This window comes from Fusibacter fontis (genome assembly GCF_055378735.1).
In genome coordinates this window covers 3,050,557-3,068,361 of the sequence record NZ_AP042445.1, presented here as the reverse complement: position 1 = coordinate 3,068,361, position 17,805 = coordinate 3,050,557, and the positions used below count along the sequence as shown (strand labels likewise).

The following is a 17,805-nucleotide window of genomic DNA, read 5'->3' as shown; positions in this document are numbered from 1 at the left end:
TTAGCCTATCTGAGCCACGTTTTTAAAAACACGTTCAAATCTCAAGAGCACATCGTCGATCATCTCTTCAGTGTAAGCAGCACTTGTATAAAGTCTACTTCCTGCAAGTGTCACAATCCCTTCTGCCATATAAGCAGCGCCCATATGTTCCATTTCTTTTTTTCGAATTGAGGTGAGTTTAATCACTTCAGGGATCGTCCATGGACGCATCCAGTTCAATGAATAATGTGTCGTTCCCACTGTTTCGAGGTGACATATAGAGCCTTGATTAAACGCAACAAACGGTAAGTTGTATTTCTCAATGAGTTTTTGAAGCCCTTCTGTCAATCGATCTCCCATTTTACCAGCATGTTCAATAGCGCCTGTGCGCTCTATTTCGCACAAAGTATGATAGCCTGCCACACAGCTTAGTGGATTTGCTGCCATAGTTCCACCTACAAGCGCCTTTTTCTGCTTCGGACCTCCTGCTATTCCCGCAGACAAATACTTCATGTATTCTTTTTTACCTCCGAGACCACCTGCTCCCGGATAGCCCCCTGCTACAACTTTTCCGAAAATGGTCAAGTCTGGAGATACGCCAAAATACCCTTGAGCGCCAGACATCCCCACTCTAAAACCCGTTACCACTTCATCAAAGATAAGAAGTGCACCGTATTTTCGACACAATGCTTCTACGCCTTTGTTAAAATCTTGAGAGACAGGCGTCGTGCCACTTTCAGGTCCAAGTGGTTCTATGAGAACCGCTGCTGTTCCACCATGTCGAATATTTCGCTTTAATTTTCGTTCGAGGTCTTTTAAGTCGTTTGGAAAAAACTCTTGAGTATGTTTGAAGATGTACTTTGGAACGCCATGCGCTTGCGTCCACTTTGATCCTGGAATCCGGATGCCATAAGCAAGCTGATCACTCCAACCGTGATAAGCGCCACCCATTTTGAGGATATTCTTTCTTCCAGTTGCCAATCGCGCCACCCGAATAGACGCCATACACGCTTCTGTACCAGAACCTAACATCCGGAACATTTCAACCGTCTTAATACTCTCCGATATTTTTTTTGCAAGTTTGTACTCGTATTCATGGAACAAACCCGTACTTGGACCACAATCATTGAGTAGCTCAATGACTTTTTCTCTCACAAATTCCGGATTGCTTCCTAAAACAGTGGGGCCGCCTGCCTGTAAAAAATCATAGTATTGGTTGCCGTCGATGTCGTATAGATGTGCGCCTTCTGCTTTTGTAAATACGAGCGGAAATGGGTAATTAAATGCTAAATTATGTTGAATTCCGCCGGGAATCACTTCTTGTGCTTTTTCGATCATCACTTTAGATTGGGCACACTTATGACTATAATAGTCGGTTTCATACGCCTTTAATGCCTCTGCGCTGATAGAATAGATGGGTTTTGAGATGAGTTGATCGAGTGCTTTGTCAATTTTGCGTGCATCTGGGTAATGTGAAAGTGCGTATTTTTCTTCCATTTTAACGCCTCCTAAGATTGAGTTATTTAAATGATTATGTATCATGTATCATTCTGTATTTAGAATCGAGCGAGCGCTCGCTCGCTACACAAACATCATAGCACTGTCGAAATTTTCTGTCAATTTATTTTCTCATCTACTCATCAGCCCTCCTCCCCATTGCATCAGATAGAATCAAATGCTAGAATTAAAGTAATCCTAGATTCACCAAAATGGAGGGATTTCCTATGAACAAAAAAAATCTCAAGATGAAAACAGTCACCATTGAGCATTTAGATCAATACAATAAATTATTGAGATATGTTTTCCAAGTCACTGAAAACGACTTACATCAAGTGGGTTGGGAAGATAAAGAGATCAAGAAAATGAAATATCCAACACTGAAAAAAGCCCATGTGCTTGGTTGGTTTGACGGTGATAATCTCATCTCACAAGTGGCGACTTATCCGATGAAAGTGCGCATATTCGACCAAACATTTGATATGGGCGGCATCACAGGGGTCGGTACTTATCCCGAATACTCGAATCAAGGACTCATGCACAAGCTTTTATTTCAAGCGCTCAAAGACATGAAAGAACGAAAACAATACATCTCCTATTTGTATCCTTATTCGATTCCTTACTACCGCAATAAAGGTTGGGAACTCATATCAGATAAAATTGTCTACGAAATCAATGATTATCAACTTCCAAAGCGAAAGCCTGTGGAAGGTGACGTACGGCGTGTAGAAATCTCAAGTAGTATCCTCAAACAAACTTATCATAAATACGCCATGCAGACACATGGTGCGCTCTTAAGAGATGATCTTGCATGGAATGAGTACTGGCTTTGGGATACGGATGATGTCATCGCCGCGATTTATTACAATGAAAACGATGAACCCGATGGATATGTGATTTACTGGATTTCAGAGGAAGTCTTCTATGTAAAAGATATGATTTATATGAATGAAGAAGCTCGAATCGGTCTTTGGAACTTTATTGGAGCACATTTTTCCATGATTTCAAAAGTTATTGGCAATACGTATACAGATGAACCATTGGCATTTTTACTTGAAGATGCCGATATCAAAGAAACCATTTCCCCATACTATATGGCGAGAATCGTCGATGTGCAGCATTTTATTAAGGAATATCCATTTAAGCCAGATACCACAGAAAGAAGATGGCATTTTGCCTTATCCGATCCACTTCTCCCTTGGAATGAAGGCTATTTTATCCTTGAAATATCACCGGATGGCAAAGGAAAGCTCACAAAGACGCTTGAAAAAGCGACGGATTCCATCGGCATTCAAGCGTTGACTACCATGCTTTTAAGCTATAAGAGTCCAGATTATCTCAAAAAAATAGGTCGCATCCACTGTAGTGATGCAACCATTGATATGCTTGAAGATTCAATTGAGCAGAAGACGCCATACTTCTCGGATTATTTTTAATCCATTAAGGCGTTTAACAATCCCTTTACTTTAAAGGTCTTTTTCCGTCATCATCGGCAATTTTTCTCAGTTCATTGACTTGCATATCGTTGCCGAGTACGAGGATGACGTCCCCACTATTAAGCACTAAGTCGGATTTTGGATTAAGAATCATGTTAATCTGTCCGACTTTTTTTGTCGCTATAACCACTAATCCAAATCGATCGGGTATTTTTAATTCGCGAAGTTCTTTTCCCATCATCTCTGAATGCTCTCCGATCACCACATCTTGAAGATCTAACTGAACATCGTTGATACTCGTGACGATTTCTAAAAAAGAAACTACGGATGGCTTGAGCATCTGTGCCGCCATACGTCGACCGCCTATTTCATTGGCAGATATCGTTTTATTAGCGCCTGCTTTCTTGAGTTTGTCTGGAGCATGTTTATCAATAGAACGAGATATGATATAAAGTTCACGATTCATGGTGCGTGCTGTCAGCACGACGAACACATTGTCAACATCCGATGAAAGCGTGGTAATGAGTCCTTTTGCAGACTGAATATTGGCCTTTTGTAGAGTTTCTTCTTCAGTTGCATCGCCGTTTAGGATCATGAGTCCCTGTTCTAAAAACAGTTCACATCTATGAGGATCTTTTTCAATAATCACAAACTGTATGTTATTTTTCTTAAACTCGTTGATAATCACTTCGCCTGTCTCACCAGCACCACATAGAATATAATGTCCATTCATTTTAGCCAATTTTGATTCCATTTTTCGTTTCCTCCAAAAATAATTTTTGTCCCCTTCGACAATTAAAAGTAACAGATTGGTCAGAGTATAACCTACTGTACCCACTCCGAATAATATCAGTACTATGGAAAAGATCTTTGCCAGATCGGTCATAGGTGCAACTTCTTTATATCCAACAGACGAAATCGTAATAATCGTCATATAAAGTCCATCTAGTAAGCTCACATCTAACAAAAATGCGTAGCCAAACGTTCCCGTGAGTATTAATAAAAATAAAATCAATAAAATGGTCCTTAGTTTTTTCTTTTCAGTCATAATCAGCCTCTTTTGTGGTATAGAATTGATAAGTGATTCTATTATTCTTTGGTACATATCCATGATTCGATGATCAGATTTTATCCATATTTAATGGCTTTAGTCCTTTTACATATTGTGTTTTCAATATATACTTGAATTATATACTTGAATTATACCCTTTTATATCATTCTAATGAAGAATTTTCCATTATTTAAACACAATAGATGAATCGAACTTATATATTTAGGAGGTATTTATGCATCTTAAGAAGTCCGTAATCGTAACAATTCTCATCTGTATCAGCTTGGTTTTAATGAGTTGTCAAAAATCCAATCAGGAAAGTCCGCTTGATCCTGACAAACCCATCACAGTAACACTTTGGCATTATTACAATGGGAATATCAAAGATCAATTCGATCAACTGGTATCCGAATTCAATGAAACTGTAGGGGTCGAAAAAGGGGTTGTCATTGATTCTCAAAGTCAAGGTGATGTCAATCAATTGGCACAAGCCGTATTTGATTCTGCCAATCAATCCATTGGTGCACCAGCCATGCCTGATATTTTTGCCTCTTATCCAGATAATGCTTATCGTGTGAATCTCATCAGTCCGCTGGTAAGTTTAGATACCTACTTTTCAAAAGATGAATTTGGAAAATTTAGGGCTGAGTTTTTAGATGAAGGGAAATTTTTAGCGAACGATAAAATCTTTATTGTCCCAATCGCTAAATCAAGTGAAAATTTGTTCGTCAACAAGACGATTTGGGATCCATTTTCTAAAGAACATAACCTCACAACAGATGCGCTTAAAACTTGGGAAGGGCTATATGCCACTTCAAAATTGTATTATGAAACAACTGGTAAAGCCTTCTTCAGTATTGATGCCAATGCCAATTTCATGCTAGAAGCATCTATGCAGCTAGGCACTGAGCTCTATCGCTATCAAGAAGATGGCACTGTAAAACTCAATCTTACACCCGAAATTGCTCAAAAAATTTGGTCCTATTATTATGTGCCTTATATTAGTGGCTATTATATTAAATCTGGACGATTCAGTTCGGATGATGCCAAAACAGGCAACATCGTCGCTTATACTGGTTCATCTGCTGGTGCCGCTTATTTTCCAACAGAAATCACCATTGATACAGACGTCATCGCCATTGAACCACTGGTACTTCCATATCCTTACTTTGAAGAAGGAACACCTTATGCTGTTCAACAAGGCGCTGGGATGTGTATCACGAAGAGCGATCCAGCCCACGAGTATGCTGCAGCACTCTTTTTAAAATGGTTTACTTCTCAGGAACAAAATGTTGATTTTGCAGTGTCTACTGGATATTTTCCAGTTGAGTCCGCAGCTTTAGAAGAAGATATTTTGCTAAGTGCACTTGAGGATGCCGAACTCACCAATCCAACCATTCGTCATTCCATTATCACTACTAATCAAATGTTTAAGACTTTCAAACTTTACAACAACAAACCATTTTCAGGAAGTTACGAAATGCGCGTTCTTTTAGAGACACATTTATTTGATAAAATCAGTCGCGACGTAGAACTGATTGCACAAAGAACTGCAAAAGGAGAAGATCAGGCTGCGATTATCAGCGAATTCTCTGCAGCATCTGAATTTGAAAAGTGGTATCAGGACATTTTACACGAAGCAGAACTTATACTCAATCCATCAAAATAAATCAACTGAACTCTTATAATAAAATCGAAGGAAATCACGATGATAAAATCCATTTGGCGACCAAAATCTATTGTTTCACGACTCACAATCCTTGTATTTATAATGATCATTTTGCAAACCGTGTTTTTAGCAGGCACACTGATCGTCGGTGGCGTTTTCAAAGAAGCACAACAAAAAGCCTATCAATCTTTCTATGATACTGTTCATAATCGCAACGAGTTTGTTCAACGTGAGATGAAAAATAAGTGGACCAATCTCGAACCTTATGTCAATACAATTGAAAAAAGTATTTCTGGTGATTCACAAGATTATGACCTAGTTTTAAGAGGTACAATGGATCACCTAATTGACATGCTGAGAACCACGCAAGTGACAGGTGCTTACATTATACTCAACAACGATTCATCGATTCAGACGCAACGCTATCCGTCTCTTTATATTCGAGACTATGATCCGCTCTCCAATATTTATAGTGATGATGATATCTATATGGTTGCCGGATCATCGGATTTAGCAAAAGAATATAAAATTCCGCTGGATCAGACCTGGCAATATCAACTCAAATTAAACGAAGACAATCAAGCGTTCTTTTTGAATCCCTTTACCTCAGCTTCACTTTCAAGTAAGTCTGAACTCCTTGGATATTGGAGTCGCCCATTTCGATTAACCGAAAATGATTTGCCCATCATTACTTACTCAATGCCACTATTTGACGCTTCAAATCAATTAAAAGGCATCATTGGAATAGAGGTCACGCTCAATTATTTCACAGACTTTTTCCCTGCGAGTGACTTGCAACCAAAAGATTCTCTTGGCTATTTAATCGCCTTTAGAGACTCTGAATCGGATGCATTAACGCCTATTGTCACAGAAGGGGCACTCCAAAAGAGGATGATTCAAGACTCAAGTGCATTAGAACTCAGGCCTGTGGATGTCAATCGCATGATTTATGAGCTAGAAAATCATTTGGGGAAAGAGACCATTTATGCGTGTGTTGAAAAAGTGGGGCTTTATCAGCTCAATACCCCTTTTGAAAATGAAGAATGGTATCTCGTCGGACTCATGCGAGAAGATTATCTTTTAAATTATGTCACACGCATACAGCAAATCTTAATGCTCTCTTTACTTGTATCCATTATACTAGGCGCGATAGGCGGTATTATTATCAGTTTTCAAATGTCAAAACCAATTACACATTTAGCAAAAGTGGTAAAAGCATCAGATAAAAATAGTATTCTTCATCTTGGTAGAACAGGATTAAATGAACTCGATGCGCTTTCTCAAGCAATTGAAACCGCCAATAAAGCCATGCTGGATTCTGCTTCGCGGTTGTCGCGAATCATCGAGATTGTAGCACTTCCAATTGGCGCATTTGAATTGAATCAGCAAACTGGAACGGTTTTTGTAACTGATCAGTTTTATGCGATATTAGGGGTAAGTGATTTTGAACCTGAAGCCTATACCGAAAAAAAGGCTTTTCAGAATTTGCTTGAAACAACTTTTATCGAACCTGAACCCGAAGAAGAACATGTTTACCGCATCCCAACGACACCTGAAAGATGGGTACGTCTTAATGTCACCATCTCTGAGGATTTGATTATTGGCGTCGTCATGGATGTCACAGATGAAATTTTAGATAAACTTGCCATTAGACGGGATCGAGATCTCGACCCACTTACGAAACTCCTCAATAGAAAAGGCTTTCAGTGGCAATTTGATCTACAAAATAATCAAAATGATGAAACGGCTGCCCTTTTAATGTTTGATTTGGATAACTTAAAATTGATCAATGACACTTATGGTCATAAATGGGGAGACTCCTATATTCTCAAGGCAGTAGAACGTTTAGACAGTATCGCAGATCAAGAACACAAAGTCTTAGGACGACGATCAGGAGATGAATTTGTTTTACTGCTACATCATTACGATTCGAAAGAATCACTCATCAAAACTGTAGATGCCTTTTTTGACACTCTCAATAGTCACCTATTAGAATTCCCAGATGGCACACGAAAGCCCGTTACCATCTCTGCAGGTCTTATGTGGATTGAAAATTCAGAACTCACATATGATGAATTATTGCATTATGCAGATGAAGCACTCTACGAAGCTAAAAGACATAATAAGGGTTCATATATTGTAAGTGAATACTTTTAATAAAATGACTCTATCTCTTCCGTTTCAATTGGAAGTGATAGAGTCATTGTTTTATAATATGCTGTATCTTAGAAAAATCATAGGTTTAAATATCTTTTACAATTTAGCAGAAAATCCATCTTAAATAACATATGGTATACTAGAAATCCATAGGTTAAAATATCTTTTACAATTTGGTCAAAAAAAAGTCCATTTCAAGTGGTATATTGTATACAAGAAATGGAGGACACCTATGTTTTTTGATGAAGCTGTAGATGAAAAGTACTTACGTGTCTACGACATGATTTATGATAGTTTGAAAACTCAGTACTCTGGAGATATCCAGCAAGGCATACTCAACCTTGAAAAACAACTTGAAGATCTTTATGTCCTCGAGGGAAACGACTGGCTTGGAAGAGATGATTTTAAATCGGCCTCAATTGCTGCGACGATTGCAGCCGTTGAAACGTTACTCATTGAATTTAAAAGTCTTAGTGACTCTTTCAATCTGCCGTCGCTGATGGCTTCTAAGGAATCCATTCCCCAATCGGGAAATTCTGGTCGTTCATAGGCAAATATTAAGTTCACCAAAATGGATAGACAATCATCTATCCATTTTTCTATTTCATCATAAGCGCCATATTCAGCTAAAAAAACTTCAGCTGCTTCTATCGATAAAGATGCACATACATTTCGAATGTCATTGTACCGAAAACCCTTTCCTAGCAAGTTATAGTCGAACATGAGCGCTTCGGATTCATCTTTTTTAACGCTAAAATTGGTCCAATAAAAATCATTATAGGTTATCGTCTGCCCGCATTGATTGACTTGCTCCATGATTCTAGGAAGCGCCTCAATGAGTTCTGCCCAAACCTCATTTTCTTCCGTTTTAGAAAGGATCATGATTTCTCGGATGCGCTCTTCTGTAATGACTTCAAGTTCACTGTACAGATCACCGCCGCATCGTTTGACATAATTCTCTCCTGCCTGGTGCAGCGTCTTATACCAACTTGCCAAGGCTTTAGCCACTTGTGGATTTGACAAATCCTCTTTTACGCCCAATCGATGGGACTTACTTACCTCTACATCTTCCATTAAAATGGATTGATCCGTCATTTCAATCACTTGAAGTGTCGGCACACCAAGTTCTATAAGCATTTGGTAGTTGCGAATCTCTCTTTTATAGGCATCATTGAGAAATGTTTTATGAACGTAGGATTGATTGCCATTGGCGATTCGATATAAATAAATCCCATCCTTATCCCTGATTTTAAAAACATCATAGGTCTCTGGGGAATCTACCCCAAGCAAACGAAGTTCATTATAGATGAAGTCATTTGTCATGCTTTCAGTTATTGTGCGGTCTGTTGTGCGGTCTGTTGTGCCGTTTGTTGTGCCGTTTGTTATCATGCTTGTAAAAGCTCCTTCTAATTTAATAAATGTTCAATCCTCAAAACAAAGCCTATCAACGAGTTTTAGACGTATTTTCAATGCATAAAATCGAGAGATTTTTAACGCCTAGTACCGTTGCAACAGGTTCGCACTTTGCCATAAATAGGTGAAATACATGACTTCGATCAATTTCGCTCAAACTTTCAAAATTTCCTTGTCCTTTCGCAATCACGACATCTGATTGATAAAAAATTTCTTTGAAAGTGTCACTCACACGACTCATGACCGTTCCTAACGAACCATCTCCATTATCAATCACCGTTGCAACTTCGTCCATCCCGACATTTGTTGCATCTTCAATTGTCACGTCATTAATAATAGTCTTGCCCCTCACACCATAGTAGAGTTTTAAGTGTGGAAATTCTATGCGAATAACCCTCATCAGCAGTTTATCTAAACAAATCTCACCACAATTATCACCAAGGTACAAAAGCGACTGTGCATTTCTCAGCTTATCATAGAGCTTGTGACTATCATCCACTGCTAAGGTCATCTGTTCGGCTTGTTTAATCTGACTTTCTAAAAGCTGAAGGTCAAAAGTGTGACTTGCAGAAAAATCGATGAGATTCCCTACAATAGCGATTTTAAGCGCGGTGTAAAACGGTTGTTCACTGTTCGTGATAAGCGTTTCAATCCAGTTCGACATTTTTAATACTTCTGTATTATAATGATTTTTTATTTCAAAGTAAGGGTTGGGGTTTTGTAGATGTCTCGTGATAATCTCCCAAGTCCCTGCCATAATCTCGGGATTGCACTTATCATAATCTGCATGACTAAGATAATCCAACACCTCTCGCATCATCATTTCCCTTTTTTCTCTGCTGACCTCAAATAAATCCGTCATTTTAATCAGCTGCTTAATATTGCAGTTGATACAGTTTAAATCTAATTTCAACGATCAACCTCCATGTTTATTTTCCCAGTACAATCAACCCATCTAGCTCTTTAAAACCATTTTTCACATAAAAGTCATAAGATGGCATCGTTTTTTCCGTATTGAGGATGATTCCATTTAATCCAGATTGCTTAATATCTTCCTCAATTCCCTTTAAAAAAATACTTCCAAGGCCTTTTCCTTGATGAGCATAGTGAATACAGTACTCGTCAATATAATATTCCAAACCGTGTATCCAAGGTTTTTTCATTCCCAAACATATGCCACACATGTTTTCTTCATGCATCAGAACATATCCCATAAAATAATTATTTTTGAAATGGTTTTCAAAAAAACGTTTTACTTGATCCTTTGACTCATAAACATCATTCCATGGCTCTTTTGAAAAAGTTTCCATGAAAAGATCCACAGCATCCTCAATCATAGATAAATCCATGGGAATCACACGCGTTATAGCTTCCATCCTATTCACCTCTATTTATTTAGACTACTACCTAATTTTTATGCCTTTAACAGCTCACAATACTGTTCAAAATCATCAGGAAAATAATGACTGATCTCCTTCATCACAACGAGTTCTGACCGCCCACCTAGTGCCAATATCTTCTGATGCAGTTCCGTTACACGCGGATAAAATGCATCTTGATCGCCTATGATAAATTGATAACGAATGTTTAAATTCAGCTCCATCTCCGTTGTTTGAATCGCAGGCATAATTCCTAAATAGTCAACGGAATGCTCAATGGCATAACGAAGCGCGATCCGTCCCCCCTGCGATGTACCACACACCTTTGTAATTTTCCCAGAAAACTGACTGAGTTCATTTTGTATATCGGCAAGTGCGTGTTCATAGGTCGTCCAAGAAAACCCTTTGCTACTTTCAGCTTTAGAGGATTGAACAAAGATGGCATTTAAATGATGTTTTTCATAAAAGGATTTGAAGTATTGATGGTATCTCTCTACCGAATCGTTGCGCCAATGTAAATTTAAAATAGCTTCCTTTGATTCAGAATTCTGTATGATTTTGTGCATGCTCTTGGTCTTATTCATCTTTTCAACTGCAACGGTTTTCATCGCTTCAAATGCACGAATAAAATATGGATTTTCTTTTACAAGATCAAAATCCTGTTCATTTTCAATGAGTTCAGGATCCCACCAAATGTCTTCTGAAAGCGCGGTAGCTATCATATCTCCCGCTTTAACACCATAGCCAATAAGCGCATAGATACTTGCACCCCAAAACAACGTATCTGCTCGTTCTGAAGGATAGTCTTGAATCATCTCTTCAACGATATCCACTGCTCGTATGCCATGACCTGATGTGAGTGTTGAAATGAGTTCATCAAATCGCACCTCTATTCTCTTCTTTTCCATTTGCTCCTCCAATAAACTCCGTCTTTTATATGTATGCTTACTCTGTTATTATACTATCATTTATAGTGTACTGAATGATACATTTTCATTAAGGTTTCATTAAAAAACCGACTACTCCTTATGGAGCAATCGGTTATCGAATCTAACTTCTCGAATCTAACTTCTCAAATCTCTCTTTTTAAAGAAATAGAATGTCAATGTAATGGTAATCGCCACAATGCCAACAGTTAAAAAGGCATATTCCCATGCGATATGTTGTTTGAACATCAAATCATTAGACTGAAAATATCGAAACGGAGTCAAAATATCTAGCCAATCTAAGTCCTTTTTCAAATCAATGATGACTTTGAGGATAAACGTTCCAAGTATAATTGCTGAACCGATGGCAGTGCCTTCTTTTGAACGTCTAGCCACTGCACCCAAAAGCAAGCCCGTTCCAAGAAAGAACAGCTGAATCAGATAAAGTCCAATCATCACATAGAAAATCGGCTTTGCAAGTGAACTTCCATCGTTATATGGCGCAGTTGAGACTAACGAAAAGACAAATGTCACGATATTGAGAATCGTCACTTGAATCATCGCCGCAATGACTTTTATAAGTATGGCATGATGACGTGTGATTGGTTTTACAAATAAAAAGTCTGCGGTTTTATCGCGTTCTTCTTTTGAGATGATCAGTGCCCCTAACATGGTGGCATGTACAGCAGCAAGAAGAGAAAAATACAAGAAAAAAATACTATAAAACACGGCGACCGTGGTTAAATCTGTTCCTGGAACAATGCCAAGTACGGTTAAAAGCGGTGCAGGCATTTGATCAAAAAATGAGTTCACTGCACCACCTGTTTTTTCAAAAGCAGAGTACTTGATCATTCCCATGTAAATCAGTGCCGCCATTACAGCTGACCAAATGATCAGTGATTTTAAGTTTGCACGTAATTCTCGACGTAATATATTCATACACACCTCCTAGACCGAATGAACGTCTTTTTTGTGATACACCACGTATGAACAAGCAGTGAGCACAAAAAAAACGAGGAGATTGACGACAACATATTTCAGCGGATACGCGTGATTTGCAATGATATAACTCCCTTTATAATAGGCAAACGGGGTTAAATAAGCAATTTTTGCATCCATTAACGACTGATTCACCAGTTCAATGATAAAAAACACAAAGACCACACCCAGTGTAATCGGCATGACATTTTTGAGTTTTCTCAGAACCACGGATAAAAGCAGTCCTACGCCTATAAAAAATAACTGCACTAAAAACATGGAGCCACTCATCAAAAAGAATACTACTGCGCTAAACTCTTCTTGAATAAAACTTGATGATAGAATCCACATAACCAGTATGGACACGATATTTTGAAGAACGATGAGGATCATCACACTGGCAAATTTTGCATTGACGATTTGATACCGTTTAACTGGTTTTGAGATTAGAAAATCCGAAGTTTTTACACGTTCTTCTTCAGATAGCACAGAAACGCCTAGTTTCATCGCATATACTGCACCGATTAAAACCACATAGCTAAACAAAAAACTCATATAGCCATTAAATTCTGATAAGTTCACATCGGAAAAGCCAAATGCAGCTTTAAACTCTGGTGGAAAGTTTTTTAAAAGCGTATCCATCAATTCAGCCCCTTCTTTAAAGGAATCAAAGAAGAATAAAAAAATGGAAAAAACCGCAATGATGCTAATGGTATAACTGATCAATGAACGCATTGCCATTTTAATTTCAAGCTTCACTATATTCATATCATTGCTCCTTACTGTAATAATGCATGAAGATCTCCTCTAAATCTGGTTCTTCAATCGTTGCGTTCAGTAAAGGTTCTTTATACAAGGTCTCAATCACTTGATTGATGTTGCCTTTAAATAAAAATGTCGCCGTATTGTGCTGCACCATTAAATTGTTAATGCCCTCAAGACTATTGATTTTCTCAGGTACCGTGTTTTCAAATTCCAGTTTAATTTTTTTATAAGTCGTTTGTCGCATGGATGCGATTTCTTCCATTCGAATGATACGACCCTCTTTGATGATTGCAACACGACTACAAAGCTTTTGCACCTCTGGTAAAATATGTGACGACATAAGAACCGTCGCACCTTTTTTATTTTCCTCTAAAATGAGATCAAAAAACTTTTGCTGCATAAGTGGGTCCAGTCCACTGGTTGGTTCATCGAGGATAATAAGCTTAGGACTATGAAGTAAGCCTTGTACGATACCCACTTTCTTTTTATTCCCATAACTCAAATCTTCAATTTTTCGCGTTAAGTCAAGATCCATGACATCTGCAAGATACTGAAGTCTTTTTTTATCTGTTTTTCCGTAAAATGACGCTGAATAATTGAGCAAGTCGAGAACTTTCATGTTGTCATAATAGAACACCTCTGAAGGTAAATATCCGATATCTTTTCGAATAATGTGACCTTCTTTTATGCAATCCTTGCCAAAAATCGTCGCACTTCCACTGGTTGGATAAATAAGGGATAAAAGTGTCCGGATGGTCGTAGACTTGCCTGCGCCATTTGGTCCAATGAAACCGAAAATTTCCCCTTCTTTAACGTCAAAACTCACGTCGATGATGCCTCGGGCTTTTCCATAATACTTGGTCAACTGTTTAATTTCGATGATATTGTTCATAATACCTCCTCAAAATCTTCAATTCTGTTAGCATTCATACCCTAAAAAACAGATTCGTCGTCATTTTTCCAGTAGATGTTCATTTCATGTGTTTATGTTAACGTTTGTGTTGGTGTCGATGTTTATAATTATAGTGATATATGTTTATTCAGCGATGCGATTGACAAAGTCCATCTGATATCTTTCGCGTCCATGATCTTTAATGACCGTAGCCGATGTGATCTTAATACTCAAAATACAGCAGTTTTCATCTTGTTCATTGTTGGCTTCATCATACCATGCTTCAAATGTTTTTCTGAGTTTGAGGCGAATCTCGGCATTTTGAGGTGCCAATACCCAGCCGAGATTTTCAGCAACGCCTTGGCCAGAAAACCACTGAGAACAAACAGAAAATGCAACCTCAGAATTGTCGGCAATTTGCTTCATTTTCGGTGAGCTTCCCCATGTGGTTATGTAAAATACACCGTCTTCATAATAAGCATCTAAATCTCTCACACAAGGACGCGGCTTCCCATCAGCACCTCTTTCTAAATCAATGGTCGCAAGTGAAATCAAATTGTCTTTATAATTTCCACATCTTTCTTCGATAATTTTTAAACCTTCTTCAAATCGATTCATAGTTGCCTCCTTCTGTTCACACCATTTGTAATTTGTAATTTGAAATTTGTAATTTGCTATTTTTCTTTCTGTGATGGACTATTTTGTTTGGTTATTTGCTGAGATTTTTTTTCATCAACACCAGGTCATACTCATCTGTTTTCTTTTCTTCAAACACCTCAAACCCAACGTTTGTCCAGAACTTAAGCGCTGCTTGATTGTCTCTAATCACGCCCAGCTGTAAATCCGTTTGTCCCCTTTGTATACAAACCCACTCAATCGCATGTGTAAGTTTTCGTCCGATTCCCGTTTGATGTCTACTTTGATCCACTTCAAGCAAGCCAATCCAAGAGGTTTTTTCTTTATTGAGGCCTTGATAACTAAAACATTCGATGACATCGATTACAGCGATGAGTTGTTCGCTCTGATCATATATACTGAGATAGTGCTTCTGACTGCGATCCGTTGCCGGTGGACGTTCCTCAATATCGCGGATCACGTGCTCCATTGTGACTGGATAATGATTCGACACCTTTGCATAACTTTCATTTGTCTGGTAAAGTTTCAATATGTCATTTGGCTCATTGTCACCAACGGTTAGGTGCTGCACCTTTAAGTACTCTGTAAGTAGTGCTTTAAATGACGGTTTCAACTTGTTATGATCCGTCGTCTCAGGCGCACTTCGGGACACTTCATCAATTGGTTCTCTATTATCCTTATTCATAATGCCTCCAAAATATTCCTCTTTATGAACATAATTTCAACTAAATATAATTTTAACTAAGTATAATTAAATCTAAATATAATTATATCAAATGTGATCGCTCCTGAAAAATCGAGTTATTCTATTACAGAAACTACATCTTCAATCACTAGAACCGCTTGATTGTCTGTCAAATGGATTTCTGTGAACATTTCATCTTCCATCTTGATGAAAGCTTCTTTCGAATGCACTTTTAATGGACAACCAAGATAGTTTAAATGTGCCTCCGAATTGCCTGCTAAAGCAATGCTTCCAGCACTTACACCGATATAGACTCCACCAGCGTCTAAAAATACATCCAGTTGACTTTTAAATCCTGCTTTGTGCATCTGCTTGAGTAAATACTGAGTGCTCCCTCCACAGACATAAATTGCATGAACCGCCAAAAGCTGCTCTGCCTTTAGAAAGGTATCTATTTCTACAGTTTCGATGTTTGAATCGAGAATTCCCGCATTTAACAAATCGTTTTTACATAGTGGTATAATGGATTTTTGCTCGTCTGTGATAGCAGCTGTCGGTATAAACACGACCTTAATTTCATGTACGGGAAGTCCTACCATTTCTATAAATTTGTGTTCAATAGCTTTGTTGTCAAATCCGGCTGATGTTAATATGAGCTGTTTCATGGTGAGTCTCCTATATAGTCGCTAATAAGTTTCCTAGTTTGATATCAAATCCAAGGGATTGATACATCTGTAAATCTTCATCACAACACCCGACCCAAATGGACTTAATGCCGCTCTCTCGAGCGGTATGGAGTGAATATTGTACTAAATTTCTTGCGACGCCTTTTCCTCTAAATTTTTTATCTACAAAAAAATCTTCAAAGATTGCCATTTCACTACAGTTATATGTCGAAAAACACTTGGATAACGAACAACAGGCTATCATTTGATCATCTTCTGTTGCTAAAAAAAATTCAATTTGTTGTGCTTCTATGGCAACTTTAAGTCGTTCAATTTCTGCTTCACTAAAATGGCTTTCACCAATTTCAATTTTATATTGATTCAGTAAGTGTACTAATAATTCAAACTGATTTTGTGTATATGTGGTATATTTCATCGTTTATCCTTTCGTCTACATTCAATTCTATCATCATATCGTATTTTTTATATCCTTTAGAATCGACTCGAATACCTCGTTCCGACGATATAAAGTGTCATAGTAAGGCAAGTCATGCTCTTGACATTTGACTTTAAAGAGTCTGCTGTCTTCCACCAATTCTTCGCAAAGTGCGCGTTTTTTTTCTTCTGATTTATGAAAGGTATACTCTTTTTCTGTATCAAATGCCTTTAATATTTCAAGTCGTTCTTCCCCAGTTTCACAATCAGAAATTAAGTAGTAAATTGACGTTAATTCTTGATCGATACACGCGAGATAATCCTCTGGCATAAGCTGACAGACATCAATCACTAGACCGTAATCAAACTTATCGTATTCTCCACTTTTAATCATCGAGTTGATAAATGGTGCGATTTTTCGACTAATATGCTCTAAACCATGCTTGTGCGTATCGATATTCATTTCGGGAAATAAATCTTCAAATCCTTCAATCAAGGCGTCCATCGCAAGATGTTGATAACCATATGTTTTTGAAATCATGGATGCAAGTGTACTTTTTCCAGCTCTTGCAGTTCCTGCAATAATAATATTTTTCTTCATTTTCCCCTCATTTGGCTCATAAAAGCACTTGTTTAAAAAAGTACTGAATGCCCTCTTTTATGCCTTCATCTTCTTGTTCAGTTTCTTCTATGTCATAATAATATTTTCCACTTTTGATGTGTACAGAAAGTGAATCCAGTGGAAACCCTTCAATCACCTTAGAATGCGCTTGATTGACTAGATAAAAAGGTTCAGACTCTAGTCGTTCACCGTCATAACTCACGATCGTGTTTTCATCAAGGATTAAACAGATTGCATTTTTATAGAACGCAGTCAATTTCCCCTCGTACTTTTCTGCTAACTTCATGTAATGCTGCATCATCTCTTGGTCATTTAACCTTTGTTCTCCCACGCGCCGAATTTTCACACCGGGTTGTTCATACGCTTCAACTTCTTTAAAATAAAGACCCGAATCACACGAAAAAACAGGTTGTTTGAGCTGACGGTAGTAGTTTAATGCCTTTTCCTGAGCATTGCTCAGCGGATCAGCTCCGTTTTCTTCTGATTCAATTAACACACCCTTTATTTCATTTAACGAGGTCAGTTCAATGCCTAAGCCTTCAGTCATTTGAACCATACTATTAAATTTTGCAGGATTGAAAGTTCCATATATGAGCTTCATAAATATTCCTTTAGTAGA

General features: G+C 38.0%; 18 protein-coding genes. 3 read left to right on the top strand and 15 right to left on the bottom strand.

Features of this window, described 5'->3' with window-relative positions:
• The gene (locus ACZ41W_RS13940; protein WP_464312597.1) at positions 1–1,476 is read right to left on the bottom strand and encodes an aspartate aminotransferase family protein; all 1,476 of its coding nucleotides are present in this window, start codon (positions 1,474–1,476) and stop codon (positions 1–3) included.
• Between the two features lie 227 nt (positions 1,477–1,703).
• Between ACZ41W_RS13940 and ACZ41W_RS13935 the strand changes: the two genes are divergently transcribed.
• A complete protein-coding gene (locus ACZ41W_RS13935; protein ID WP_464312596.1) occupies positions 1,704–2,912 on the top strand; it encodes a GNAT family N-acetyltransferase in 1,209 nt (402 codons plus the stop codon).
• A 25-nt stretch (positions 2,913–2,937) separates the two neighbouring features.
• Here the strand turns inward: ACZ41W_RS13935 and ACZ41W_RS13930 are convergent, their stop codons facing one another.
• Complete coding sequence (locus ACZ41W_RS13930) at positions 2,938–3,960, bottom strand: potassium channel family protein (RefSeq protein WP_464312595.1); 1,023 nt, start codon at positions 3,958–3,960, stop codon at positions 2,938–2,940.
• Between the two features lie 239 nt (positions 3,961–4,199).
• Between ACZ41W_RS13930 and ACZ41W_RS13925 the strand changes: the two genes are divergently transcribed.
• Together ACZ41W_RS13925 and ACZ41W_RS13920 are read left to right on the top strand one after the other, a co-directional pair.
• Positions 4,200–5,633 carry an extracellular solute-binding protein gene (locus tag ACZ41W_RS13925; protein ID WP_464312594.1) on the top strand — a complete coding sequence of 478 codons (1,434 nt, stop codon included), beginning with the start codon at positions 4,200–4,202 and terminating at the stop codon, positions 5,631–5,633.
• A gap of 39 nt (positions 5,634–5,672) precedes the next feature.
• Positions 5,673–7,790, top strand: a complete 2,118-nt coding sequence (locus tag ACZ41W_RS13920) for a diguanylate cyclase domain-containing protein (RefSeq protein WP_464312593.1) — start codon at positions 5,673–5,675, stop codon at positions 7,788–7,790.
• A gap of 363 nt (positions 7,791–8,153) precedes the next feature.
• Here the strand turns inward: ACZ41W_RS13920 and ACZ41W_RS13915 are convergent, their stop codons facing one another.
• The 13 genes from ACZ41W_RS13915 to ACZ41W_RS13855 form a co-directional block, all read right to left on the bottom strand.
• Positions 8,154–9,179 (bottom strand): hypothetical protein, encoded by a 1,026-nt coding sequence (locus ACZ41W_RS13915; RefSeq protein WP_464312592.1) that lies wholly within the window; start codon positions 9,177–9,179, stop codon positions 8,154–8,156.
• A 55-nt stretch (positions 9,180–9,234) separates the two neighbouring features.
• A complete protein-coding gene (locus ACZ41W_RS13910; protein WP_464312591.1) occupies positions 9,235–10,116 on the bottom strand; it encodes a damage-control phosphatase ARMT1 family protein in 882 nt (293 codons plus the stop codon).
• 16 nt (positions 10,117–10,132) lie between these two features.
• Entirely contained in the window at positions 10,133–10,579 is a 447-nt protein-coding gene (locus ACZ41W_RS13905) for a GNAT family N-acetyltransferase (RefSeq protein ID WP_464312590.1), read from the bottom strand.
• Between the two features lie 38 nt (positions 10,580–10,617).
• On the bottom strand, positions 10,618–11,490 hold the full coding sequence (locus tag ACZ41W_RS13900) for a hypothetical protein (RefSeq protein WP_464312589.1): 873 nt from the start codon (positions 11,488–11,490) through the stop codon (positions 10,618–10,620).
• 156 nt (positions 11,491–11,646) lie between these two features.
• Positions 11,647–12,447 (bottom strand): ABC transporter permease subunit, encoded by an 801-nt coding sequence (locus ACZ41W_RS13895; RefSeq protein WP_464312588.1) that lies wholly within the window; start codon positions 12,445–12,447, stop codon positions 11,647–11,649.
• 9 nt (positions 12,448–12,456) lie between these two features.
• Complete coding sequence (locus ACZ41W_RS13890; protein ID WP_464312587.1) at positions 12,457–13,254, bottom strand: ABC transporter permease subunit; 798 nt, start codon at positions 13,252–13,254, stop codon at positions 12,457–12,459.
• A gap of 1 nt (position 13,255) precedes the next feature.
• Positions 13,256–14,143, bottom strand: coding sequence for an ABC transporter ATP-binding protein (locus ACZ41W_RS13885; RefSeq protein WP_464312586.1), 888 nt, complete (start codon positions 14,141–14,143; stop codon positions 13,256–13,258).
• A gap of 144 nt (positions 14,144–14,287) precedes the next feature.
• Entirely contained in the window at positions 14,288–14,761 is a 474-nt protein-coding gene (locus ACZ41W_RS13880) for a pyridoxamine 5'-phosphate oxidase family protein (RefSeq protein WP_464312585.1), read from the bottom strand.
• Between the two features lie 91 nt (positions 14,762–14,852).
• Positions 14,853–15,464, bottom strand: coding sequence for a GNAT family N-acetyltransferase (locus tag ACZ41W_RS13875; RefSeq protein ID WP_464312584.1), 612 nt, complete (start codon positions 15,462–15,464; stop codon positions 14,853–14,855).
• A gap of 116 nt (positions 15,465–15,580) precedes the next feature.
• On the bottom strand, positions 15,581–16,129 hold the full coding sequence (locus tag ACZ41W_RS13870) for a Type 1 glutamine amidotransferase-like domain-containing protein (protein ID WP_464312583.1): 549 nt from the start codon (positions 16,127–16,129) through the stop codon (positions 15,581–15,583).
• Positions 16,130–16,139: 10 nt separating this feature from the next.
• Positions 16,140–16,565 (bottom strand): GNAT family N-acetyltransferase, encoded by a 426-nt coding sequence (locus ACZ41W_RS13865; RefSeq protein WP_464312582.1) that lies wholly within the window; start codon positions 16,563–16,565, stop codon positions 16,140–16,142.
• Between the two features lie 33 nt (positions 16,566–16,598).
• Positions 16,599–17,165, bottom strand: coding sequence for a hypothetical protein (locus tag ACZ41W_RS13860; RefSeq protein ID WP_464312581.1), 567 nt, complete (start codon positions 17,163–17,165; stop codon positions 16,599–16,601).
• Between the two features lie 16 nt (positions 17,166–17,181).
• The gene (locus ACZ41W_RS13855) at positions 17,182–17,787 is read right to left on the bottom strand and encodes a non-canonical purine NTP pyrophosphatase (RefSeq protein WP_464312580.1); all 606 of its coding nucleotides are present in this window, start codon (positions 17,785–17,787) and stop codon (positions 17,182–17,184) included.
• Positions 17,788–17,805 lie beyond the last annotated feature (18 nt).